Here is a 23,414-nt window from a genome sequence, read left to right on the forward strand (position 1 = left end):
GACCCTACCGAGAAACCCGATGGCCACCGACAGCTACACCACGCACCGGGACGTCACCTCGCAAAGGCTTCGTGCGACATCGGAAAATCCTTTCGGACCCTGCGGAAACAGGGCCATTTTAGGCCATGCGAGAAGAAACTCGCACCGCCCGCAGCGCAACTCGGAACTGACCATTGGTCTTGCGCGTGTCCGCAAGGGAGCTGCGGAAAATTTTGGCGACGCAGATCGCCCCGACACTAGGACAGGATGAGCGCCGGAACCCAAGCAGCAGTTGAAGTGACAGCGGCCGAACAGAAAATCAGATCAATTGGAAGGCGCGGTGGTCGTAGGCTCCACTGTAACCCTGCCTGTCGGAATGACGCCTGAAATGTAAAGGAGTGCACCCATGGCGACGATTACAATGGTGATCACGGCTAGTGTTCTCGGGGACATCGAAGTCTCCTGCAGGTTCAACCAGCTGGGGCAGCCCCACGGTTCATTTAAGCATGGACCTCAGGCTGCGCTGATGCAAGCCGCTTGTGGCTGCCCGAATTACCTGGGCCGAAAGGTCCTGACCAAGGCGGACGGATCACCACTGCCCTATCGCCGGATGGCCGAGATCATGCGCACCGAGCGCGAGCGCCTCGAGCTGCTGGCCTACGACCTCCACGCGTTGCGCTACCGTGGCGTGAAGGAGCTAGCCTGGGCCGGGTGCGACGACGACGAGATCATGAGTTACTCTGGGCACTCCACGAAGGCGATGGTGCGGCTCTACGCCGGCGAGGCGAGGCAGGAGATGGCGGCGCGGAGGGCAAGGGAGAAGCGTCGTTGAACGCTGGTCCTAGCTGTACGATCTCAGATTAACCTAGGGAACGGATCAGCACATCACGCGCCACGAGCACCTGAGCTGCACCTTCCCAGAACGGGCGCATTTTCAGCACTTCATCGGTGTCAGTCACAACGTTCGAGAACATAGAAAGCGCGACTTTGTAACTGGCAACCGCATCGCGCGAGCCCACCGGCAGAAGATCTTCCAGCATATCCACTGTCGAGTACTGCCTCATGACGTTTTCAAGTAAGCGTGCTCGAGCATCCGGGATTTCCGATGTGCCATCCACGACGGCAGCAGCATATGCCGCGGCAAAAGTTTGGAAGTCGAGGGCCGAAAGCCGAATTTCATCGCTACGTCTTTCGATGACTTCGGCCACGGCACGGTCAGCTTCAGCCCCCTTTTGGTCATGCCAAAGCCACAGAGAAAGACCCGCATTCAAGAGGAACATGACAACTGCCCCGACAACCATCCATCCTCGGGGGGTACTTTCAGCATTAAACCAGTCTTTCACATGGCCCATCGCTTGCCTATCGACTGAGTGTTCACTTCCTGACCGTTGCTCTAGGGGCAAAGCCCTCATCTTCGTTGGCCGCCGTTGCCGCTCGACACGCCTCTTGCCACCTATCATAGCCCATTGCACGCAAAGTTTCACGTGTCGCCTCATCAATACCTTCCGCCGCACATGGGTCATACCTAGTCGACACGGAGTTTTCGAACTCAATCGAGACATTACCGTTCACATCGATGGGCTGGGCATTCCCTTCTAGCGCAAGTGCGAAGAGCGCAGACACCACAAAGACGATCGAAGTGCCCTTGAGCGTCGTGTAACCGGGTGAGTGGATGCTAAAGTCCTGCTCTGGAATATACCGGTCACCCCTTTTGACCGACGCCGCCATCGCATAGATCGATTCTTGCAGCTTGTCCGTCACTCCCTCTTCGCTACGGCGCGAAAAAGCCTCAACCACAGCCAAGACGAAGGCCTGAAAGTGGTAGGATTCACGTGCATTGAACTCCAATCCGGTAGTCTGAAACCGCGCCAGAAAGTCTCCGTTTACGATTACATTTTGATACGCGGCACCGAGGACCGGTCGCAGAAGATCCGCCCTCATGCTGATCAATGCATTTTGCGTTCTCAGGGAACGATAAGTCCGACCGTCCAGATCTCGTTCGTCGATCTCTGCAAGCCAACGAACCCGCCGAACCAGAAGACCAGCACTCGCATAAGGTTCGGGCGCCTCCCTCCAACGCTCCGGTAGCCCGAAGACTTCGCCGACCAGAGTGTTCCGAACCTCGTTGTCTTTGGGGCCGATGGGGCCAGGTAAGACCACCAGGTCGCCCGCTTTCACTTCATGATAGAGACCATTGATCCAACCAAGCGCGAGCTCACGACGCTTAGACCAACGTGTGTTTCCGAGATCGAGGGCGGCGACCTCAGCCATCAACTCCCCAACCCGGTCAGAACTCCGGTAGGCGACTTCCGCGTATCTCTCCCCGCGGACTATAGCTTCTTTTGTATGTTCAGAACGTGGATAACTGGTTCCTGAAGGAAGAGGCAGGCCGGGATAGTCCAAGAAAACGACGCCAAAGTCCTTCATCACATCGTAATGGCGGTACCTTACGCCCGGAAAGATGCGATATGCTTTGTCATCTTCACCGAATACGCGTGCTCTAATATCGACAATGGGTGGCAAAGTGAGTTCCCGAATCTTCCTGTTGGCGCGATTTTATCGTCGATAATTCACTTTGAAACAACCGATCCTGCGCACCGCCACCCGGAAACGAAGGATGGCAAAGGCTGCGACCTGAAATCTGCTGCTGTCCACCGGCCAAGCGAAGAGCAGTCAAGACAGTGGCTCGCTGCGCGCTTTGCGTTGAGAAGTCGCGTCCTAAACCCACATCGCGCTGACGTCTCGCGCCGCAAATGGCCTCCCCCCAGGACCCAAAGTAGGTAACCTAGAAGGCTGACGTCCCCGCCCTCCGGTCGCGGATTGAGTTGAGGCTCCAAGGCCCGTGAAAGCCCCCATGAACAGAACAAGCACAGAACACGAACGTGATAACCGGAGTGATAACCGCTTGACGGCACCGATGGGAAAATCTATGCAGCGTCGGCAGTTGGCGGGTTGGCGGAGAGGTTACGCAGCGGATTGCAAATCCGTGTAGACCGGTTCGATTCCGGTACCCGCCTCCAGAACACTCCCCCAAGACCCGGCAACGCCCTGTATTCTCAGGCGAATCCCCCCGGCCTCACTCCCCCACCGATGCCCTCAGCACCGCCGAGACCGGGGCCAGCGCGACGCGCGTGGCGCGGTCCTGCAGGGCCCAGAGCACCAGTGACGAGATCGTGTCGGGCCGCACCCGGCCCAGCATCACCACGGCGCCCTCCTGGCCGGCGCGGAAGGCGGCCTGGTCGAGGAATCGGCGCATCACCGTCGGTGACTGCCCGGCGCCGTCGAAATCGCGGAACACCGCCGCCGCCGGCACGCCCTCCTTCACGGCGAGCTTCTGCATCGTGTTCAGCCCGTTGCCCTGGGTGATGACGCCGCGCCCGCTGGCGCCGGCAAAGGCGCTGACCTGGTCCGACAGCGCGCGGTTCCCCTGCAACCCCGTGCCCGTGCCCTCGAGCACCGCCAGCGCCTCGGGCACCCGGTCGAAGAGCGTCGAGAGCGAGACCTCGGCATCCTGCGCCGTCGCCGCCGCGGGCAGGTCGACCAGCGCCACCACCTCGAACCCGGCGGCGCGGTGGCGCGCCATCTTGGCGGCGGCCCCCGGCTTGGTCGGATCGACCGCGAAGGTCAGCGGATAGGGAAAGTCGCTCAGCGCCTCGACGCCAAAGGCCTTGTCGTCGTCGATCAGGACGATCGCCATCAGCGGCTTGTCCTCGGGGTTCTCGAAGGGCGCGGCAAAGCGCACCAGCGGTGGCGCATTCTCGTCGACCTCGGCCACCGGCGCTTCGGCGGTCTCGGCTGCATTGCGCTCGGTCAGCGGCACAACCCGCTTGCCGATACGCGGCTGCAGCTCGGCCCCCTCGGCCGCCTGCGACAGCACCACGACCTTCGGCGCCTCGCCCGGCGTCGCCTCGTTCACCGCCGGAGGGCTGTCGCTCTCGGGCACGGCAATCGGCGCATCGCGCGTCTCCGGCGCGGCGATCTGCGCGGGAACCTCGGCCACTTCCGGCGCGGGCACCGCCTCGGGGGCAACCGCCGCACTGCCGGAGGCCGGGGCCTGCCCCTCGGCAGGGGCCGGTTCGGCCACCGGCGGCGCGGCCGGAGCCGTCGCCACCTCGGGCGCGGCCTCGGGGCCGGGCACACTCACCTGCGGCGCCGTGCCACCGGGTGCGGGTTCGCTCTGGCCCGCCACCTCGGGCAGCGGCGCCTCGCCCGTCGCTCCCGAGGCAGCGACCACGGCTTCGGTCTCGGGCGCGGGCTGCGCGCCCGCCTCGGTCGCCACATCCGGGGCCGGGTCGCCCTCGGGCTGCGGCATCGGCGCGGTTGCATCACTTGTTGCGGGGGCCGGCTCGACCGGCGTCACCACCACCGGCGCACCGCCCGCCGAGGGCGCGCTCACCGCCTCGGGGGCCGCCGAGGCCTCGGGCCGCGCCGGCGCTTCACCGGCAACCTGCGGTGCGGCAACCACCTCCGGCACCGCCGGGGCCGGCACCGCTTCCGGCGCGCTCACCGCGCTCTCGGGCTTGACCTCCACGCCCGCGCCTTCGGCGCTCGGGGCAGTCGTGCCCGGCACCGCCGGGGCCGGCGCCACTTCGGGCTGGTCCGCCGGGGCGGTATCCGCGCCCGCGGCCGGAGCGGCCGGCGCCGCCACCTCGGCCGGCGCGGCGGGCTTCGCCTCGACCACCTGCGCGTCCTTGCCCTCAACGCCGACGTCGCTCTCCCCGGCGCTCGTCGATCCGCTCGCCGAGACCGGCGGCTCGCTGCGCACCTCGGGCACCGGCGTCACCGGCGAGAGCACCGAAAGCGTCACCAAACCGGCCCCGACCACGACGCCGCCAGCAACGATACCTCCGAGAAATCCACGCATAGCTGCCTTGCCTCTCATCTGTTGGCCCGCAGCCGCCGGCTGTCTCAGGCAGCCTTGACGACGGAACGGGTCGCGGACGGTTGCGCCTTGACGCTGGCCCGCAAGCCTGACCATTTAGGTGCCGAACCTTCACGCGCTCGGGGCCACCGCCCCTGGCCCCCATCGACCGATACGCCGAATGCTGCTGCTGATCGACAACTACGACAGTTTTACCTACAACCTCGTGCATTATCTAGGGGCCTTGGGCGCAACCGTGACGGTCAAGCGGAACGATGCGCTTGACGTGCAGGCCGCGATGGCGATGAACCCGGCGGGCATCGTGCTCTCGCCCGGCCCCTGCGATCCCGACCAGGCCGGCATCTGCCTCGCCCTGACGGCGGCCGCCGCCGAGACCCGCACCCCGCTGCTCGGCGTCTGCCTCGGTCACCAGACCATCGGCCAGGCCTTCGGCGGAAAGGTGGTCCGCGCCGGCGAGATCGTGCATGGCAAGCTCGGGCATATCCGCCATACCGGCAAGGGCCTCTTCGCCGGTCTGCCCTCGCCCTTCGCCGCCACCCGCTACCACTCGCTGGTGGTCGAGCGCGCCTCGCTGCCCGACTGCCTCGAAGTGACCGCCGATCTCGAGGACGGCACCATCATGGGCCTGCAGCACCGCGAACTGCCGATCCACGGCGTCCAGTTCCACCCGGAATCGATCGCCTCCGAGCATGGCCACGCCCTGCTCGACAATTTCCTGAAGACGATGAAGGTGCCGGCATGAGCGACGCGCTGAAACCGCTGATCGGCGCTGCCGCCGAACGGGCGCTGACCCGCACCGAGGCCGAGACGGCCTTTGCCATCCTGTTCGAGGGCGAGGCCACGCCCAGCCAGATCGGCGGCCTGCTGATGGCGCTGCGGACGCGGGGCGAGACGGTCGACGAATACGCCGCCGCCGCCGCGGTGATGCGCGCCAAGTGCCACCACGTCGCCGCGCCCGAGGGCGCCATCGACATCGTCGGCACCGGCGGCGATGGCAAGGGCACGCTGAACATCTCGACCGCCGCCGCCTTCGTGACCGCCGGCGCGGGCGTGGTGGTCGCCAAGCACGGCAACCGCAACCTCAGCTCGAAATCCGGCTCCGCCGATGCCCTGACCCATATGGGCATCAAGGTGATGATCGGCCCGAAAGCCGTTGAAACCTGTATCAAAGAGGCCGGCATCGGCTTCATGATGGCGCCGATGCACCACCCGGCGATGGCCCATGTCGGCCCGGTCCGGGCCGAGCTCGGCACCCGCACGATCTTCAACATCCTCGGCCCGCTGACCAACCCCGCCGGGGTCAAGCGCCAGCTCACCGGCGCCTTCAGCCGCGCGCTGATCCGCCCGATGGCGGAAACCCTGCGCCAGCTTGGCTCCGACTCGGCCTGGCTTGTACACGGCAGCGACGGCACCGACGAACTGACCATCACCGGCATCACCTGGGTCGCCCGGCTCGAAAACGGCACCGTGAGCGAGACCGAGGTCCACCCCGAGACCGCCGGCCTGCCCGTCCACCCCTTCGAGGCCATCGTCGGCGGCAGCCCCGAGCACAACGCCGCAGCCTTCCGCGCCCTGCTGGCGGGCGAGCACTCGGCCTACCGCGACGCCGTGCTGCTGAACTCTGCCGCCGCGCTGGTGGTGGCCGGAGCCGCGCCCAGCCTGCCCGAGGGCGTCGAGATGGCCCGCGCCAGCATCGACAGCGGCGCCGCCCGCGAAAAGGTCGAAATGGTCGCCCGCCTGTCCCAGGCCGGCTGATGCCGCTCGACCTGTCGCGGCTCGGTCCCTGGGCCAGCCTGCCGTTCTTCGCGCAGGACCTGCCCCGGATCGAATCCGCGCTGGCCGCCGAAGAGACCCCGGTCTATCCGCCGCCCGCCCGGATCTTCGCGGCACTGGAACGCACGCCGCCTGACGCCGTGCGCGTCCTGATCCTCGGCCAGGACCCCTACCACACGCCCGGCAAGGCCGACGGCCTGGCCTTCTCCATTCCGGCCGACTTCGGCGGCAAGCTCGACAGCCTCGGCAATATCTTCAAGGAGTTGCAGAGCGACCTTGGCCCAGCCCGCCAGCGCACCGATCTGGCCGACTGGGCCGACCAGGGCATCCTCCTGCTCAACACCGCGCTGACCGTCCCTCAAGGCCGCCCGCAGGGCCACAAGTCGCTCGGCTGGCAGCGCCTCGTCCACCAGGTGCTCGACCGCCTCGACGACCGTCCCCGCGCCCTCGTCCTCTGGGGCAAGCCGGCGCAGAAACTCGGGCAACGGATGCAAAATCCTGAACATTTGCGCATTGAAACCGCGCATCCCTCGCCGCTTTCCGCCTATCGCGGCTTCTTCGGCTCTCGCCCCTTTTCCCGCGTCAATGCGTGGTTGCAGGCAAACGGCGAGAGGGCCATAAACTGGGCCGACCAGGAGTAGCCATGACCAATACAATTCTCGACCGCATCAAGGCCTACAAACTCGAGGAAGTCGCCGCCGACAAGGCCGCGAAGCCGCTCGAAGCCGTCGAGGCCGAGGCCCGCGCCGCCGACCCCGTGCGCCCCTTTGCCGAGTCGCTGCAGCGCGCCGCCCTCGAAGGCTACGGCCTGATTGCCGAGATCAAGAAGGCCAGCCCCTCCAAGGGCCTGATCCGCGCCGATTTCGACCCCGCCGCGCTCGCCCGCGCCTATGAGGACGGCGGCGCGACCTGCCTCTCGGTGCTCACCGACACGCCCAGCTTCCAGGGCGCCAAGTCCTTCCTGACCGAAGCCCGCGCCGCCTGCGCCCTGCCCGCGCTGCGCAAGGACTTCATGTATGACACCTACCAGGTCGCCGAGGCCCGCGCGCTGGGGGCCGACTGCATCCTCATCATCATGGCCTCGGTTTCCGACGCCCAGGCCGCCGAGTTGGAAGACGCCGCGATGGACTGGGGCATGGACGTGCTGATCGAAGTCCACGACGAGGCCGAACTCGAACGCGCCGGTCTGCTCAAGAGCACGCTCGTCGGCATCAACAACCGCGACCTGCACAGCTTCGAGACCTCGCTCGACACCACCCGCAAGCTCTCCAAGCTGGTGCCGGCCGACCGTACCATCGTCTCGGAAAGCGGGCTGAACACGCCCGAGGACCTGGCCGACATGGCCCGCTACGGCGTCCGCAGCTTCCTCATCGGCGAAAGCCTGATGCGGCAGGACGACGTCGCCACCGCCACCCGCACTCTGCTCGCCAACCCGCTGCGCGCCGGAGGCTTCTGATGGCGCTGACCCATTTCGACGCCAAGGGCGACGCGCATATGGTCGATGTCTCCGAAAAGGAGATCACCGCGCGCATCGCCGTGGCCGAGGGTCACGTGAAGATGGCGCGCGAAACCTTTGACATCATTTCCGAAGGCCGCGCCAAGAAAGGCGATGTGCTGGGTGTCGCGCGCCTTTCCGGAATCATGGGCGCCAAGAAGACCGCCGAATTGATTCCGCTCTGCCACCCGCTGCCGATCACCAAGGTCTCGGTCGACCTCACGCTCGACCCCGACCTGCCCGGCGTCCGCATCGAGGCCACCGTCAAGACCACCGGCCAGACCGGGGTCGAGATGGAGGCCCTCACCGCCGTCAGCACCGCTGCGCTGACGGTCTATGACATGACCAAGGCCGTGGACAAGGCGATGGAAATCGGCGGCATCCGCGTTCTGCTCAAGGATGGCGGCAAATCCGGCCGCTACGAGGCATCATGATCTCTGTCGCCGAAGCCCGCGCCCTGCTGTTCGATCTCGTCGCGCCCCTGCCGGTCGAGGAGGTTCCCCTCGCCCAGGCCAACGGCCGCGTGCTCGCACGCGAAGTGACGGCCCGGCGCGACCAACCGCCCTTCGACGCCTCCTCGATGGACGGCTACGCCATCAAGGCGACCGAGGCGCAGAAGGATTCGATGTTCCGCGTCATCGGCGAGGCGGCGGCAGGCCACGGCTTTTCCGGCACCGTCGGCGCCGGCCAGGCGGTGCGCATCTTCACCGGAGCGCCGATGCCCAAGGGCGCGGATTTCGTTGTGATTCAGGAAGATGTGAGCCGTACCGGCGAAATCATCACCATCTCCGACGAACCCGGCAGCAACCCCAACGTCCGCGCCGCCGGCGGCGACTTCCGCATCGGCACCACCGTGGCAGCGCCCCGCCGCCTGCGCCCGCAGGACATCGCCCTGCTCGCCTCGATGAACATTCCCCGCGTCAGCGTCACCCGCAAACCGGTGGTCGCGCTGATCTCGACCGGCGACGAACTGGTGATGCCGGGCGAGGAACCCGGCCCCGACCAGATCATCGCCTCCAACACCTTCGGCCTCAAGGCGATGCTGGAAGAGGCCGGCGCCGATGCCCGCCTGCTGCCCATCGCCCGCGACAGCCACGCCTCACTCGACACCGCCTTCGGGCTGGCCCGCGGCGCCGACCTGATCGTCACCATCGGCGGCGCCTCGGTCGGCGATCACGACCTCGTTGGCGAGGTGGCGCAGGACCTCGGCCTCAAGCGCGCCTTCTACAAGATCGCCATGCGCCCCGGAAAACCGCTGATGGCGGGCCGGATGGGCGATGCGGCGATGGTCGGCCTGCCCGGCAACCCGGTCTCGGCCATGGTCTGCGGCCACCTCTTCCTGGTGCCCATGGTGCGCGCCCTGCTCGGCCTCGGCACCGATATCCCGCCATTGCACTCGGCGCGCCTCGCGGGTGCGCTCGGCCCCAACGGCCCGCGCGAACACTACATGCGCGCCGTGGTCGAAAACGGGCAAGCACGGGTTTTCGACAACCAAGACAGTGCCATGCTGGGCGTTCTTGCGGTGGCCAACGCGCTGGTGGTACGGCCCCCCAACGATGCCGCCCTCGCCGATGGCGCGGAAATCAGCTATCTGCCGATCTGACGGCAATACTTTCACGGGAGATCTGCAATGCGGCGTAAACTGGCGGCCGGCAACTGGAAGATGAACGGCCTCGGCGCAAACCTGGCCGAGCTCTCTGCCCTGCTTGCCGCCCAGCCCGATCCCGCCTGCGAGATGCTGATCTGCCCGCCCGCCACGCTGATCCACCGCGCCGCGGCGCAGGCGCAGGGCAGCACCCTGCGGATCGGCGCACAGGATTGCCACGCTGCCACCAGCGGCGCCCATACCGGCGACCTCTCGGCCGAGATGCTGCGCGATGCCGGCGCCACCCATGTCATCACCGGCCATTCCGAACGCCGCGCCGACCACGGCGAGAGCGACGCCATCGTGCGCGCCAAGACCGAGGCCGCCATCGCCGCCGGCCTCACCGCCATCCTCTGCCTTGGCGAAAGCCTCGGCGACCGCCAGGCGGGCCGCACCCTCGACGTGATCCGCGCCCAACTCGCCGGCTCCCTGCCCGACCAGGCCGGCGGCGCGACACTGGTGGTCGCCTATGAACCGATCTGGGCCATCGGTACCGGCCAGGTCGCCACGCTCGACCAGATCGGCGAGGTCCACGCCTTCCTGCGCGCCGAACTGGTCGCCCGTTACGGCGAGACAGGCAATGCCATCCGCCTGCTCTACGGCGGTTCGGTCAAGCACGCCAACGCCGCCGAAATCTTCGCCGTCAAGGACGTCGACGGCGCCCTCGTCGGCGGCGCCAGCCTCACCGCGGCCGATTTCGCCCCCATCGTCGCCGCCCTCTCGGCAGCACACTAGGCCCCAAAGAAAAACGCCGCCCCCGAGGGAGCGGCGCAGGTGTAGCCGTTGGACCGGCTACTTCACGATTATCTCTGGCCCCATGATCGCCGTCGGCAGCACCGTCGACAGCCATGGCACGTAGGTAATCAGGATCAGGAAGACGAAGAGCACCGCCAGGAACGGCAGCGCCGCCCGGACCACCGCCATCATCGACATCCCCGCCACGCCCGAGGTCACGAAGAGATTCAGACCCACGGGCGGCGTTATCATCCCGATCTCCATGTTCACCACCATGATGATGCCAAGGTGGATCGGGTCGATGCCCAGCTCGATGGCAATCGGAAAGACCAGCGGCGCCACGATCACGATCAAGCCCGAGGGCTCCATGAACTGCCCGCCGATCAGCAGGATCACGTTCACGATCACCAGGAACATGATCGGCCCGAAGCCCGCCGACAGCATGGCGCTGGCGATCTTCTGCGGGATCTGCTCGTCGGTCAGCACATGCTTGAGGATCAGCGCATTGGCGATGATGAACATCAGCGTGATCGTCAGCTTGCCCGCCTCGAACAGCGTGTCGCGGGTGTCGCGGTGGAAGAAGGCCGTCACCAGCGCCTGCGGCGCGCTCAGCAGGCTGCGCCGGCCCCGGTCCGCTGTCTCCTTAAGCGGCCCGATGTCACGATACACGAAGCAGGCGATCAGGAAGGCATAGACGGCGGCCACGGCGGCGGCCTCGGTCGGGGTGAAGATCGCCCCGGTGATGCCCGGCAGGCCATAGATCCCGATCATGATGATCGCGATCAGCATCAGCCCCCAGAAGGCATCGCGGAAGCTGGCGAATATCTCGCCCCAGCCCTGCCACTGCCCCTTCGGCATCCCCTTGATCACCGCCATGATGTAGATCGTCACCATCAGCATCAGCCCGGCGAGGATCCCCGGAATGACCCCGGCCAGGAACATCCGCCCGACCGAGACGTCGGTGGCGCTGGCATAGACCACCATCACGATGGACGGCGGGATCAGGATGCCCAGAGTGCCCGCGTTGGCGATCACCCCGGCGGCGAAATCCTTGGAATAGCCCGCCTGCCGCATCGCCATGATGACGATGGAGCCGATGGCCACCACTGTCGCCGGCGAAGACCCCGACAGCGCCGCGAACAACATGCAGGCGAACACCCCGGCAATCGCCAGACCGCCGCGCATGTGCCCGACGCAGGCGATGGAAAAGCGGATGATCCGCCGCGCCACGCCGCCGGTCGACATGAAGGACGAGGCGAGGATGAAGAAGGGAATGGCCAGCAGCGTGTAATGCCCTGCCATCGCGTTGAACAACGTCTGCGCCACCGAGGCCAGCGAGGTATCCGACAGCGCCAGCAGGAAGAAGATCGACGACAGGCCCAGCGAGATGGCGATCGGCACCCCGATCAGCATCAGGCCGATGACGACGAGGAAGAGGATTGCGACTTCCATGGATCAGTTGTCCCGGTTCATGTGGGCGACGTCGGCGACGGCGTCCTCGGCTTCGTGGCTGACGATCAGGCCGCCGGAAGTGCCCTTGGCAATCCGGACCGTCGCCTGGATCAGGCGGAACAGCAGCAGGGCCATGCCGATCGGCAGGATGGCATAAGGGATGAAGCGCGGCATCTTCTCGTATTTGTCGCCGTCGTTCATGATCGGCTCGATCCAGCGCAGCCAGCTCGGAATCGGCACCTCGGGCATCTCGTACCAGCCGCGATACGAGGTCCGCTTCATCTCCTCGAAGCCGGTCGGGAACCAGCGCCCGGTGGTCTGCGGCAGGTTGGCGAAGTTGGCCCAATAGTCCCAGGCGCCCTTCAGCAGCAGCACGGCATAGAGGATGCAGCAGGCGGCGGCGACCAGCGCCAGGATGAACCGCGGTCTGGGCGGCAGCATCGCGGTGATCGCGTCGACGCCAAGATGCGCCGTCACCTTCACCGCATAGCTCACGCCGAACAGCACCAGCCAGGCAAAGAGGATGGTGGTGACTTCGAGACCCCAGCTGAAACCGGTGTTGAAGACATAGCGCAGGACCACGTTCATGAAGGTGACAAGCGTCATCGCGCCAAGGATGACCGCGATCGCCGTCTCCTCGAATTCATGGACGAACCGTCCGACACCGGAATGTGGTTGATAATGCGAAGCCATGCAGTCCTCCCCAGGGCCGCTGATACGCCGCTCCCGGCGCGGGGTGGTCCGGCCCCCCGCAGGGAGCCGGACACGGGGTTTTCAGGTCAGGTCAGAGGCCGGCGTTGATCGCCTGGGCCGCGTCGATGTTTTCCTGGCCGACATCGTCCAGGAACTGGGTCCAGACCGGCTTCATCACGTCGACCCATGCCTGGCGCTGCTCGGGCGTCAGTTCGCGGATCACGCCGCCGGCGGCGAGGATCGCCGCGCGGGCGTCCTGGTCGACCTTGTCCACCTCGGCGTTGCGCGAGACGGTGACTTCCTCGAGGATCGTCGCCAGCTGGGTGCGCACGTCATCCGGCAGGCTGTCCCACCAGTCGGTCGAGGTCACGACCATATAGTCGATGATGCCGTGGTTGGTCTCGGTGGTGCCGTCCTGCACCTCAAAGAACTTCTGGCCGTAGATGTTCGACCAGGTGTTCTCCTGCCCGTCGACAACGCCGGTCTGCAGCGCGCCGTAGACTTCCGAGAAGGCCATCGGCTGCGGGCTGGCCTTGAGGGCCTCGAACTGCGCCTTGATCACTTCCGACGGCTGCACGCGGAACTTCAGCCCGGCGGCATCAGCGGGCGAGATCAGCGGCTTCTTGGCCGAGATCTGCTTCATGCCATTGTGCCAGAACTGCAGGCCCAGCAGGCCGCGCTTGGTCATCGATTCCTTCATCTTCTGGCCGGTTTCCGAGGTCTGGAACGCGTCGACCGCGGCGATGTTCTTGAACATGAAGGGCAGGTCGAAGATCCGGAAGACCTTGGTGAACTGCTCGAACTTCGACAGCGAGGGCGCGGCCATCTGCACGTCGCCCTGCAGCATGGCTTCCAGCACCTTGTCGTCATCGTAGAGGGTCGAGTTCGGATAGACCTCGACGCAGGCCTTGCCGTTCATCTCCTCGTTGACGCGGTCCGCGAAGAGCTGGGCGGCGATGCCCTTGGGGTGCTTGTCGGCATTGGTGACGTGGGCGAACTTGATGACGATCTCGCCAGCGTCGCAGGCAGCCGAAGCGGCCGATGCGCTGATGCCAAGGGACAGGGCGGCCACGGCGGCCGCGGTTACGAATTTCATCGGGTACTCCTCCCAGAGTTTACACGGTTCGGGGCCAATCCCCCCGAGGCACCGGTGATTCGATGCGCTGAGTGGAGTGAAGCGAATCGCGGAGAACCGCTCAACAATCCCGAAGGGCCTTCGGAAATGGCACTTCAAAAGTAGCAAATTCAATTACTTGGTGACCAAAGTTAAAGCGCCCCGAAAACCAACCTTCAAACCGCGTGCGAATCTCCACACACGCACCCCCGCCAACTGTGCGGATTTCCGCACAGTGTCAGCGGCGGAAATCCTCCGGCCTGATTCCGTATTTCGCCAGCTTGTCGTAGAAGGTCTTGCGCGGCAGCTTCAGCGCCTTCGCCGCCTCCGAGGCATGACCGTTCTGCCGTCCCAGCGCCGCGATCAGCAGCGCCCGCTCGACCTGCGCCAACTGCTCGACCAGGCCCAGGTCCGCCGCCTCGGTCGCCTCCTCGGGCATCCCCAGCACGAAACGCATCGCCGCGCTCATCAGCGACCGCGTATTTCCCGGCCAGGGCTGCGCCATCAGCGCCGCCAGCTTCTCGGGCGAGATGTCGGGCGTGCGGATCCCCGCCTGCTCCGCCGCCTGCGCGACGTAATGGCGGAACAGCACCGGAATATCCTCGCGCCGCTCGGCCAGCGAGGGCACCCGCACCCGGCTCACCTCCAGCCGATAGAGCAGATCAGCATTCAACCCGCTGCCCTCCAGCTCCACCGTGCTGCCCGCCAGCAGCCGCACGTCGCCCTCGCCCTCCAGCGCCCCGATCAGCGCGATCTGCGTATCCGCCGGCAGCCGCGTGATCTCGTCCAGGAAAAGCGAGCCCCCCGCGCTCGCCGCCAGGGCCGAGGCCAGCGCGGCGCGGTCCATCCCATCCGCCGCGCGCTTCTCGAAGGGCGCCTGCGCCCGCGCCGACGACAGGTGAATGACCTCGGCCACCTTCGAGATGCCGCTGCCCGGCGGCCCGCTCACCAGCACCTCGGTCTCGGTCCGCGCCACACGCCGCACCGAATCCCGCATCCCCCGCGCCAGATCGGACTCGCCGAACAGCATCCGCGCCACCGGGTCACCCGCCTCGGCCTGCGCCTGCGCCGCCCGCGCCTCCAGCACCTGCCGCCGCGCCTCCAGCGCGCGACGCAGCACCGCGACCAGATCCGCCGGCGCGCAGGGCTTCTCGAGGAAGTCGAAGGCGCCCCTCTCCATCGCCGAGACCGCCATCGGGATATCGCCTTCGCCGGTCAGCAGCACCACCGGCAGCTCGGAATCCACCGCATGGGCATAGCTCAGCAGGTGGAACCCGTCGCGCCCCGGCATCCGCATGTCCGACAGGATCACGCCTGGAAAATCGGCCCGGATGTGGTCCTTGGCCGCCACGAAGCTGCCCGCCGCAATCGCCACCATCCCGGCCAGGTCCAGCGTCTGCGCCATCGCCTCGCGCACCGCCGCGTCGTCATCCACCAGCAGAACCGTATCGCTCATGCCGCTTCCTCTTCCCGCCAGCGCTCCAGCCGCACCGAGAACTCGGCCCCGCCGTCGAGGTTCTGCCCCCGGATGTCGCCACCGAAGCTCTGCACGATGCCATAGCTGATCGACAGCCCCAGCCCCATCCCCTCGGCCGCGCCGATCTTCTTGGTGGTATAGAACGGGTCGAACACTCGCCCCGGATCGGCGATGCCCGGCCCGGTATCCGCCACCGTCACCGTCACGCCCGCGCCCTCGGCGATGCCCAGCCGCAGGGTCTTCTCGGCGCGCCCCTGCATCGCATCCACCGCATTCCCGACAAGGTTGAGGAACACCTGCCCCAGCCGCACCTCGCCGCCGCGCACCCAGACCGGCCCGGCGGGCGGCGCATAGACCAGCTCCACCCCCTCCTGCTCCAACCGCGCCGTGACCATCTCGATCACGCTCTCCATCACCTTCACGACATCCACCCGCGAGGGCGGCTCGCTCTCCTGCCGGGCAAAGGCGCGCAGGTTCTGGATGATCCGCCCCATCCGCCGCGCCATGTCCGAGATCCGGCCGAGGTTCTCGCCCGCCACCTCCGGCCGCCCCCGCTCCAGATAGGCCGCGCCATTCTCGGCGAAGGAGCGGATCGCCATCAGCGGCTGGTTCAGCTCGTGGCTGATCCCCGCGCTCATCTGCCCCAGCGCGCTCAGCTTGCCGGCCTGCACCAGGTCCTCCTGCGCCCGCTTCAGCGCCGCCTCAGCCTCCTCGCGCTCGCGCACTTCGCGGCGCAGTTGCACGTTGGTCTCCAGCAGCTCCGCCGTCCGCTCCGCCACCCGCGCCTCCAGCACCTGGTTCGCCTCGGCCAGCGTCCGCCGCCGTTCGGTCGCCACGAACAGCAGCGCCCCGAAGGCCAGGCACATCGCCGCCACCGCCGCCGCCTGCAACCCCGCCAGCCGCCGCGCCGGAGCGGTATCGACCAGCACCTCGCCCATCAGCCCGATCACCGGCAGATCCTGCGAAAGATGCAGCGCACGCGCCGGCAGATAGGGCCCCCAGCCCAGCTCCCAGATCTCGTGCTCCCCAACCGAGGTGACGGCAAAGGGTAACGCCGCACCCGAAGGCGGATGCAGCCCCACCTCGCCCGGTCCGCGCCGCCAGAACAGCAGCTCCGAGCGGTTCGTGATGAAGACCTCGCCGCGATGGTCGGTGAAATAGACCGCCGGCGTATCGCCGCGCCAGGTCTGCTCGACCGCGTTCACATCGGCCACCATGACCAGCGCGCCGCGGACCCGCCCGTCGGCCCCAAAGGAGGGCACCGCGTGGAAATAGCCCCGCCGCCCGTCCGGCCCGCCGGTCAACCCATGCGCCGCCCCCAGCGCCCCCTGCATCGCCCGCTCGAACCAGGGCTGCGTGGCGATCCGGCCGCCCTCCCAGCGATGCGCCGAAACCAGCACGTTGCCGGCTGTGTCGGCAAAGAACACCTGCAGAGCGCCGGTCTTGTCCGCGGCCATCAGCAGCAGCCGCTTGGCCTCGTCGCGCTCCTCCGGCGTCTCCAGATGCGCCAGCGCGGGGTGATCCACCGTCAGCACCGCCAGTTCACGGAAGGCCTGCAACTGGGTGCTGAGCCGGTCCGAGGCCAGCGCCAGGTCGCTCTCCGACCGCTCCGCCAGCTGCTCCAGCGCCTGGCCATAGCCATAGCGCCAGACAGCCCCCGCCAGCGCCGCCACGGCGACGAGGAAGGTCAATACAATCAGGTTCCTGCGGCGGCGCGATGTCATGGCGGCCAGATTAGCAGCGCCGGGCTTGCATTGGCCAGAGAGCTTGGCATCCTCCACCGCCATGCTGACCCTGCACCAATCCCCGACCGACCCCGCCTTCGTGCAGGACCCCTATGCCTTCTATGCCGTGGCGCGGGCGCAGGGCGACCTGCACCACTGGGCCGATTACGCCATGCCGGCCGCCTTCTCGCAGGCCGCGGTCGCCGCCCTGCTGCGCGACCGCCGCTTCGGCCGCGAGATCCCCGCCGAACGTGCCACCGCCCCGCCGCCGCATACCGCGCCCTTCTACGCGATCGAGGCGCATTCCATGCTCGAAGCCGAGCCACCGCGCCACACCCGCCTGCGCGCCCTGGTGCTGCGCGCCTTCACCTCGCGCCGCATCAATGCGCTGGCCGAGGACATCGCGCAGCTCTGCCACCAGCTGATCGACGCCTTCCCGCCGGGCGAATTCGACCTGCTGCCCGCCTTCTGCACGCCGATCCCGGTGCGCCTGATCGCCCGCCTGCTGGGCGTGCCCGAGGGCGACGCCCCCGCTCTGCTCGGCTGGTCGCACGCCATGGTGGCGATGTATGTGCCGCACCGCAGCCCCGCGACCGAACATGCCGCCGCCCGCGCCGCCACCGATTTTTCCGCCTACCTGCGCGAGGTCATCGCCCACCGCCGCAGCCGCCCCGCCGACGATCTCATCACCGAACTCATCGCCGCCGAACAGGCCGGCGACCGCCTCTCGACCGACGAGCTGATCTCCACCTGCATCCTGCTGCTCAACGCCGGGCACGAGGCCACCGTCCACGCCCTCGGCAACGCGGTGAAATGCCTGCTCGAAACCGCCACGCCGACCGAGGCTCTGGCCCAAAACGCCATTGCCGGAACCGTCGAGGAACTGCTCCGCTTCGACGCCCCGCTGCACATGTTCACCCGCTACGCCTATGAAGAGGCGACGGTTTTCGGCCATACCTTCCAGCGCGGCGACCAGGTCGCGCTGCTCCTTGGCGCCGCCAACCGCGACCCGGCGGCCTGGCCCGACCCCGACCGCTTCGCCCCAGGCCGCACCCCGCGCACCAACGCCAGCTTCGGCGGCGGCCTGCATTTCTGCGTCGGCGCGCCGCTGGCCCGGCTCGAGATGCAACTCGCCCTGCCGATCCTCTTCGCCCGCTGCCCCGGCCTGCGCCTCGCCGAGGCGCCGCGCTACGCCAACACCTACCACTTCCACGGCCTCGAACGGCTGATGGTCCGCCGCTGACCGCGCCCCTGCTTCTTCTCTTTGGCAAATATCTCCGGGGGTGTCGCGCCGCAGGCGCGGCGGGGGCAGCGCCCCCCCGCTACGCCTCCAGCGGCAGCATCGTCGTCGACTTGATCTCTTCCATCGACAACAGCGCGGTGACGTTATGCACCCGCACCTCCGAGATCAGCGCCTGGTAGAACTTGTCATAGGCCCGCGCATTCCGGACCCGCACCTTCAGGATATAGTCGATATCCCCCGCCAGCCGGTGCGCCTCCAGCACCTCGGGCCGCGCCCGGATCGCGCGCAGAAAGTCCTTCTGCCACTCCGCCTCATGCTCCGAGGTGCGGATCAGCACGAAGAAGCAGGCCTCGAATCCCAACGCCTCCGGGTCCAGCACCACGGTCTGCTGGCCGATGATTCCAGCCTCCTTCATCTTGCGGATCCGGTTCCAGACCGGGGTCTTGGAACTGCCCACCGCACGCGCGATATCGTCCAGCGACTGGCTCGCATCCCGTTGCATCTCGATGAGAATTTTCCGGTCGGTTTCGTCGATCCGCACTGACATTCCCGTAAAGCTCCTTCTCGCAGGCCGACTGTTCCGTTTCGCCACGCAGGCGGAACAAACGTCCTTATTTGCCCGCCCATATGGCGTCAGGGCGGGATATTTTCCTATATTGAGGCGCAAGTCAAACAGCCTTGGGCCAGCCTCGCCATGAACCACTTCCCGATCTTCGTCAGCCTCGACGCCGCCCGCGTCGTGGTCTCCGGCGGCGGCGACCCGGCCCTCGCCAAGCTGCGCCTGCTGCTCAAGACCCCCGCCGTCCTCACCGTCTTCGCCGCCGACCCCGCGCCCGAGATCGCGGCCTGGGCCGAGGCCGGCAAGCTGGCCCTCGAACCCCGCGCGCCCGAAGCCGCCGATTTCGTCGGCGCGACCCTCGCCTATGCCGCCGAGGAAGACGAGGCCGAGGCCGCCCGCACCGCCGCGCTCGCGCGCGCCGCCGGGGTGCTGGTCAACGTGGTCGACAACCTCGACGCCTCCGCCTTCATCACGCCGGCCATCGTCGACCGCGCACCCGTCACCGTCGCCATCGGCACCGAGGGCGCGGCCCCGGTCCTCGCCCGCGCCATCAAGGCCGACCTCGAGGCCCGCCTGCCCGCCAGCCTCGGCCCCATCGCCCGCATCGGCAAGGCCTTCCGCAAGCTCGCCGAAACGCTGCCCCATGGCCGCGCCCGCCGCGACTTCTGGTCCGACTACTACACCACCGCCGGCCCCCGCGCCTTCGCCGAACAGGGCGAGGCCGGCGCCGCAGCCGCCCTCGACGACCTGCTCGCCCATCACCTCGGCCAGACCGCCCGCCCCGGCCATGTCGCCTTCGTCGGCTCCGGCCCCGGCGACCCGGAGCTGCTGACCCTCAAGGCCCGCCGCGCGCTCGACGAGGCCGACGTGGTGGTCTACGACCGCCTCGTAACCCCCGCCATCCTCGAACTCGCCCGCCGCGAGGCGCTGATGATCGACGTCGGCAAGGAGGGCTTCGGCCCCTCAACCAGCCAGGACCACATCAACGCGCTGATCGTCGAACATGCCCGCAAGGGCGCCCAGGTCGTGCGGCTGAAATCGGGCGACCCCACCGTCTTCGGCCGCCTCGACGAGGAAATCGACGCCTGCGACGCCGCCCGCATAGGCTGGCACATCGTCCCCGGCATCACCGCCGCCTCGGCCGCCGTCGCCTCCATCGGCCAGAGCCTCACCCGCCGTGGCCGCAATGCCTCGGTCCGCTTCCTCACCGGCCACGATGTCGCCGGCTTCGCCGATCACGACTGGGCCGCGCTGGCCCGTCCGGGCGAGGTCGCGGCGATCTACATGGGCAAGAAGGCCGCCCGCTTCGTCCAGGGTCGCCTGCTGATGCACGGCGCCGACCGCGCCACCCCGGTCACCGTGATCGAGAACGCCTCGCGCCCCGACCAGCGCGTGCTCTCCAGCACGCTCGCGACCCTGCCGACCGATCTCGCTGCAGCCGCGATGAACGGCCCGGCCCTAACGTTCTTGGGCCTCGCCCCGCGCGCAGCAGCGCAGGCCCTGCCAGCACTTCAGAAGGAATTTGCCTGATGTCCCGCCCCTATTCGCCGAAAGTCGTCACCGCCAATGACCTGCTGCTGGGCGACGTGATCTATCAGACCGCCGCCAACGACTGGACCCGCGACCTTGCCGAGGCCGAAGTCCTGCGGGACGAGGCCAGCGCCGACCTGCGCCTGCGCCAAGCCGTGCAGCAGCCCGGCATCGCCGTCGGCGCGTACCTCGCCGAGGTCAAGCTCAGCGCCAACGGCCCCCAGCCCGCCCACTTCCGCGAAGCGTTCCGCGCCACCGGCCCGTCCAACTATTTCCACGGCAAGCAAGCCAAGCGCGCCTGAGGACCAGCTATGTATACCTACAACGACTTCGACAAAGCCTTCCTCGCCGAGCGCAACGCCCAGTTCCGCGCCCAGGTCGAACGCCGCATCAGCGGCGCCCTGACCGAGGACGAATTCAAGCCACTGCGCCTGATGAACGGCGTCTACCTCCAGCTGCACGCCTACATGCTGCGCGTGGCAATCCCCTATGGCACGCTGAACGGCGCCCAGATGCGCCAGCTCGCCCTGCTCGCCGAGAAGTGGGACAAGGGCTATGGCCATTTCACCACCCGCCAGAACATCCAGTACAACTGGCCGCGCCTGCGCGACATTCCCGACATGCTCGACGCCCTTGCCGAAGTCGGCCTGCACGCGATCCAGACGAGCGGCAACACCATCCGCAACACCACCGCCGACCATTTCGCCGGGGCCACAGCCGACGAAATCGCCGACCCCCGCCCGGTGGCCGAGCTGATCCGCCAGTGGTCCACCGACCACCCGGAGTTCCAGTTCCTGGGCCGCAAGTTCAAGATCGCCATCACCGGTTCCGAAACCGACCGCGCCGTGACCCGTGCCCATGACATCGGCCTGCGCATGGTGCGCCGCGAAGGCGAAGCCGGCTTCGAGGTCATCGTCGGCGGTGGCCTCGGCCGCACCCCGATGATCGGCAAGGTGATCCGCGACTTCCTCCCCAGGGCCGACCTGCTGCCCTACCTGGAAGCGGTTCTCGCCGTCTACAACCTGCTCGGCCGGCGCGACAACAAATACAAGGCGCGCATCAAGATCACCGTGCACGAGAACGGCATCGAGAAGGTCCGCGAGCTGGTCGAAGAGGCCTTCCTCGAACGCCGCGCCGATTTCGCCGGCGTCGACCAGGAGCTGCTTGCCAGCTTCGAGGCCGCCTTCGCCAACCCGGAATTCCGCGTTGCTCCGACCGAGACCTTCGATGCCTTCTACAATGCCGACCCGGTGTTCCGCGCCTGGGCCGACACCAACCTCGCCGCCCACAAGGCGCCGGGCTATTCCATCGTGACCGTCTCGCTCAAGGCGCATGGCGCCACGCCGGGCGACGCCACGGCGGAACAGATGCGCATCCTGGCCGACCTGGCCGAGCGTTTCGGCCATGACGAGCTGCGCATCAGCCACGAACAGAACGTCATTCTGCCGCATGTCCACAAGTCCGACCTGCCGGCGGTCCACGCGATCCTGTCGAAATACGGTCTCGCCACCGCCAACGTCGGCCTGATCTCCGACATCATCGCCTGCCCCGGCATGGACTACTGCGCGCTGGCCACCGCCCGCTCGATCCCGATCGCGCAGGAAATCGCCACCCGCTTCGACGAGTTGAAGCTGGAACACGACGTCGGCCCGCTCAAGCTCAAGATCTCGGGCTGCATCAACGCCTGCGGGCACCACCACGTCGGCCACATCGGCATCCTCGGGCTCGACCGGGCGGGCGTCGAGAATTACCAGATCACCCTCGGCGGCGATGCCACCGAGACCGCGGCCATCGGCGAACGCGCCGGCCCCGGCTTCTCGGCGGAGGAGATCGTGCCCGCCATCGAACGCCTGGTGCTGGCCTATCTCGATCTGCGCGCGTCGCGCGAGGAGACCTTCCTCGACGCCTTCCGCCGGCTCGGGATGGCTCCGTTCAAGGCCGCGCTCTACCCCGACGAGGCCCGCGCAGATGCCGCTTGATGTGCATGTCGCACCGCTCGACCGCCCCGCCGAAGGGGTGGTCGACCCGGCCCTGGCCGAACGTGTCGCCGCGCTGAACGCCCGCTTTCGCCACCACTCGGCGACGCAGGTGATGCACGGCGCGCTCAACGACGCCGGCAAGATCGCCCTGGTCTCCAGCTTCGGCGCCGAATCCGTCGTGCTGCTGCACATGGCGGCGGTCATCGACCGCGCCGCCCCGGTGCTCTTCATCGACACCGAGATGCTCTTCACCGAAACCCTGGTCTACCAGGCCGAGGTGGCCGAGCGTCTGGGCCTGACCAACATGCAGACCGTCCGCGCCGCCGATATCGTCACCAAGGACCCCGACGGCACGCTCCACCAGCGCGACCCCGACGCCTGCTGCGCCCTGCGCAAGACCGAACCGCTGAACGCCGCGCTCGATGCCTTCGACGGCTGGATCACCGGCCGCAAGCGGTTCCAGACCGGCGCCCGCGCCGCGCTCGACTTCTTCGAGGCCGAGCCGGGAACCGGGCGCATCAAGGTCAACCCGCTGGCCCACTGGGCGCCCGAGGACGTGCGCGCCTACATGGAAGAGAACCGCCTGCCGCGCCACCCGCTGGTCGCCAAGGGCTATCCCTCGATCGGCTGCGCCCCCTGCACATCGCCGGTTAAACCGGGTGAAGATCCCCGCGCAGGCCGTTGGCGCAACACGGCAAAGGACGAATGCGGCATCCACTTCGTGAATGGCCGCGTGGTAAGAGGAAACGCAGCATGAGCATCATCGTCACCGACCGGGGCTTCACCTCCGACGACTGGACCGGCCCGGTCCTTGACCTGCCCGCCGAGACCGATCCGGCGACGCTGGCCGAGCATATGGATGCCGCGCTGATCCGCATCCCCTTCGCCAGCTTCGCCGACGGGCGCGGCTTCACCCTGGCCCGCCGCCTGCGGCTGGCCGGGTTCAAGGGCCGCCTCCGGGCGCAGGGCCATGTCATCGCCGACCAATACGCCATGGCCCGCCGCGCCGGTTTCGACGAGGTCGAGATCGACGAAACCCTCGCCGCCCGCCAGCCTGAAGAGCAATGGCAGGCCCGCGCCGACTGGCAGTCCCACAGCTACCTGAACCGCCTTCGCGGATAATTTCCTTTCCCT

23 protein-coding genes and 1 tRNA gene are annotated in these 23,414 nt (G+C 67.5%); 15 read left to right on the plus strand and 9 right to left on the minus strand.

The window, feature by feature from the left end:
- The first annotated feature begins 385 nt into the window (after window positions 1-385).
- Window positions 386-811: a hypothetical protein gene (locus IE266_RS26925; protein WP_229864226.1), complete on the plus strand. Its 426-nt coding sequence runs from the start codon at window positions 386-388 to the stop codon at window positions 809-811.
- Window positions 812-839: 28 nt separating this feature from the next.
- Here IE266_RS26925 and IE266_RS16875 read toward each other — a convergent pair whose 3' ends face one another.
- Both IE266_RS16875 and IE266_RS16880 read right to left on the minus strand, forming a co-directional pair.
- Complete coding sequence (locus tag IE266_RS16875) at window positions 840-1,331, minus strand: hypothetical protein (protein ID WP_189681289.1); 492 nt, start codon at window positions 1,329-1,331, stop codon at window positions 840-842.
- 22 nt (window positions 1,332-1,353) lie between these two features.
- Complete coding sequence (locus tag IE266_RS16880) at window positions 1,354-2,502, minus strand: hypothetical protein (RefSeq protein WP_189681290.1); 1,149 nt, start codon at window positions 2,500-2,502, stop codon at window positions 1,354-1,356.
- Between the two features lie 423 nt (window positions 2,503-2,925).
- On the opposite strand from IE266_RS16880, the gene IE266_RS16885 reads away from it, so the two are divergent.
- Window positions 2,926-2,999, plus strand: a tRNA-Cys gene (locus tag IE266_RS16885).
- A gap of 56 nt (window positions 3,000-3,055) precedes the next feature.
- Here IE266_RS16885 and IE266_RS16890 read toward each other — a convergent pair.
- Window positions 3,056-4,843 (minus strand): divergent polysaccharide deacteylase family protein, encoded by a 1,788-nt coding sequence (locus IE266_RS16890; RefSeq protein ID WP_189681291.1) that lies wholly within the window; start codon window positions 4,841-4,843, stop codon window positions 3,056-3,058.
- Window positions 4,844-5,021: 178 nt separating this feature from the next.
- Here IE266_RS16890 and IE266_RS16895 point away from each other — a divergent pair, with 178 nt between their 5' ends.
- Genes IE266_RS16895 through tpiA form a run of 7 tightly spaced genes read left to right on the plus strand, consistent with a single transcriptional unit; the run spans window position 5,022 to window position 10,509 of the window.
- The gene (locus IE266_RS16895) at window positions 5,022-5,603 is read left to right on the plus strand and encodes an anthranilate synthase component II (RefSeq protein WP_189681292.1); all 582 of its coding nucleotides are present in this window, start codon (window positions 5,022-5,024) and stop codon (window positions 5,601-5,603) included.
- A complete protein-coding gene (trpD, locus tag IE266_RS16900) occupies window positions 5,600-6,616 on the plus strand; it encodes an anthranilate phosphoribosyltransferase (RefSeq protein WP_189681293.1) in 1,017 nt (338 codons plus the stop codon). Before IE266_RS16895 ends, trpD begins: the two co-directional genes overlap by 4 nt.
- Window positions 6,616-7,275, plus strand: coding sequence for a uracil-DNA glycosylase (locus IE266_RS16905; RefSeq protein ID WP_189681294.1), 660 nt, complete (start codon window positions 6,616-6,618; stop codon window positions 7,273-7,275). The genes trpD and IE266_RS16905 overlap by 1 nt, the downstream gene beginning before the upstream one ends.
- 2 nt (window positions 7,276-7,277) lie before the next feature.
- Window positions 7,278-8,090, plus strand: coding sequence for an indole-3-glycerol phosphate synthase TrpC (trpC, locus tag IE266_RS16910; protein ID WP_189681295.1), 813 nt, complete (start codon window positions 7,278-7,280; stop codon window positions 8,088-8,090).
- The gene (moaC, locus tag IE266_RS16915; protein ID WP_189681296.1) at window positions 8,090-8,563 is read left to right on the plus strand and encodes a cyclic pyranopterin monophosphate synthase MoaC; all 474 of its coding nucleotides are present in this window, start codon (window positions 8,090-8,092) and stop codon (window positions 8,561-8,563) included. Before trpC ends, moaC begins: the two co-directional genes overlap by 1 nt.
- Window positions 8,560-9,732 carry a molybdopterin molybdotransferase MoeA gene (locus IE266_RS16920; protein WP_189681297.1) on the plus strand — a complete coding sequence of 391 codons (1,173 nt, stop codon included), beginning with the start codon at window positions 8,560-8,562 and terminating at the stop codon, window positions 9,730-9,732. The genes moaC and IE266_RS16920 overlap by 4 nt, the downstream gene beginning before the upstream one ends.
- A 27-nt stretch (window positions 9,733-9,759) precedes the next feature.
- Window positions 9,760-10,509 carry a triose-phosphate isomerase gene (tpiA, locus tag IE266_RS16925; RefSeq protein WP_189681298.1) on the plus strand — a complete coding sequence of 250 codons (750 nt, stop codon included), beginning with the start codon at window positions 9,760-9,762 and terminating at the stop codon, window positions 10,507-10,509.
- A 57-nt stretch (window positions 10,510-10,566) separates the two neighbouring features.
- On the opposite strand, the gene IE266_RS16930 is transcribed toward tpiA, so the two are convergent.
- From IE266_RS16930 to IE266_RS16950, 5 genes are all read right to left on the minus strand, one after another.
- Window positions 10,567-11,961, minus strand: coding sequence for a TRAP transporter large permease (locus tag IE266_RS16930; RefSeq protein WP_189681299.1), 1,395 nt, complete (start codon window positions 11,959-11,961; stop codon window positions 10,567-10,569).
- 3 nt (window positions 11,962-11,964) lie between these two features.
- Window positions 11,965-12,654 carry a TRAP transporter small permease gene (locus IE266_RS16935; RefSeq protein WP_189681300.1) on the minus strand — a complete coding sequence of 230 codons (690 nt, stop codon included), beginning with the start codon at window positions 12,652-12,654 and terminating at the stop codon, window positions 11,965-11,967.
- A gap of 91 nt (window positions 12,655-12,745) precedes the next feature.
- A complete protein-coding gene (locus IE266_RS16940) occupies window positions 12,746-13,750 on the minus strand; it encodes a TRAP transporter substrate-binding protein (RefSeq protein ID WP_189681301.1) in 1,005 nt (334 codons plus the stop codon).
- Window positions 13,751-14,006: 256 nt separating this feature from the next.
- The gene (locus IE266_RS16945; RefSeq protein WP_189681302.1) at window positions 14,007-15,224 is read right to left on the minus strand and encodes a sigma-54-dependent transcriptional regulator; all 1,218 of its coding nucleotides are present in this window, start codon (window positions 15,222-15,224) and stop codon (window positions 14,007-14,009) included.
- Window positions 15,221-16,969, minus strand: coding sequence for a sensor histidine kinase (locus IE266_RS16950; RefSeq protein WP_189681303.1), 1,749 nt, complete (start codon window positions 16,967-16,969; stop codon window positions 15,221-15,223). Before IE266_RS16950 ends, IE266_RS16945 begins: the two co-directional genes overlap by 4 nt.
- A gap of 61 nt (window positions 16,970-17,030) precedes the next feature.
- Between IE266_RS16950 and IE266_RS16955 the strand changes: the two genes are divergently transcribed.
- Window positions 17,031-18,212, plus strand: a complete 1,182-nt coding sequence (locus IE266_RS16955; protein WP_189681415.1) for a cytochrome P450 — start codon at window positions 17,031-17,033, stop codon at window positions 18,210-18,212.
- Window positions 18,213-18,291: 79 nt separating this feature from the next.
- Here IE266_RS16955 and IE266_RS16960 read toward each other — a convergent pair whose 3' ends face one another.
- Entirely contained in the window at window positions 18,292-18,759 is a 468-nt protein-coding gene (locus IE266_RS16960) for an Lrp/AsnC family transcriptional regulator (RefSeq protein ID WP_189681304.1), read from the minus strand.
- 147 nt (window positions 18,760-18,906) lie between these two features.
- On the opposite strand from IE266_RS16960, the gene cysG reads away from it, so the two are divergent.
- Genes cysG through IE266_RS16985 form a run of 5 tightly spaced genes read left to right on the plus strand, consistent with a single transcriptional unit; the run spans window position 18,907 to window position 23,402 of the window.
- Window positions 18,907-20,301 carry a siroheme synthase CysG gene (gene cysG, locus IE266_RS16965; protein ID WP_189681305.1) on the plus strand — a complete coding sequence of 465 codons (1,395 nt, stop codon included), beginning with the start codon at window positions 18,907-18,909 and terminating at the stop codon, window positions 20,299-20,301.
- Complete coding sequence (locus tag IE266_RS16970; protein ID WP_189681306.1) at window positions 20,301-20,603, plus strand: DUF2849 domain-containing protein; 303 nt, start codon at window positions 20,301-20,303, stop codon at window positions 20,601-20,603. The genes cysG and IE266_RS16970 overlap by 1 nt, the downstream gene beginning before the upstream one ends.
- 9 nt (window positions 20,604-20,612) lie before the next feature.
- On the plus strand, window positions 20,613-22,280 hold the full coding sequence (locus IE266_RS16975; protein WP_189681307.1) for a nitrite/sulfite reductase: 1,668 nt from the start codon (window positions 20,613-20,615) through the stop codon (window positions 22,278-22,280).
- Entirely contained in the window at window positions 22,270-23,037 is a 768-nt protein-coding gene (locus tag IE266_RS16980) for a phosphoadenylyl-sulfate reductase (RefSeq protein WP_189681308.1), read from the plus strand. Before IE266_RS16975 ends, IE266_RS16980 begins: the two co-directional genes overlap by 11 nt.
- Window positions 23,034-23,402, plus strand: coding sequence for a DUF934 domain-containing protein (locus IE266_RS16985; protein ID WP_189681309.1), 369 nt, complete (start codon window positions 23,034-23,036; stop codon window positions 23,400-23,402). The genes IE266_RS16980 and IE266_RS16985 overlap by 4 nt, the downstream gene beginning before the upstream one ends.
- Window positions 23,403-23,414 lie beyond the last annotated feature (12 nt).

The sequence above is a fragment of the Seohaeicola zhoushanensis genome (assembly GCF_014656415.1).
Taxonomy (GTDB): Bacteria; Pseudomonadota; Alphaproteobacteria; order Rhodobacterales; family Rhodobacteraceae; genus Seohaeicola_A; species Seohaeicola_A zhoushanensis.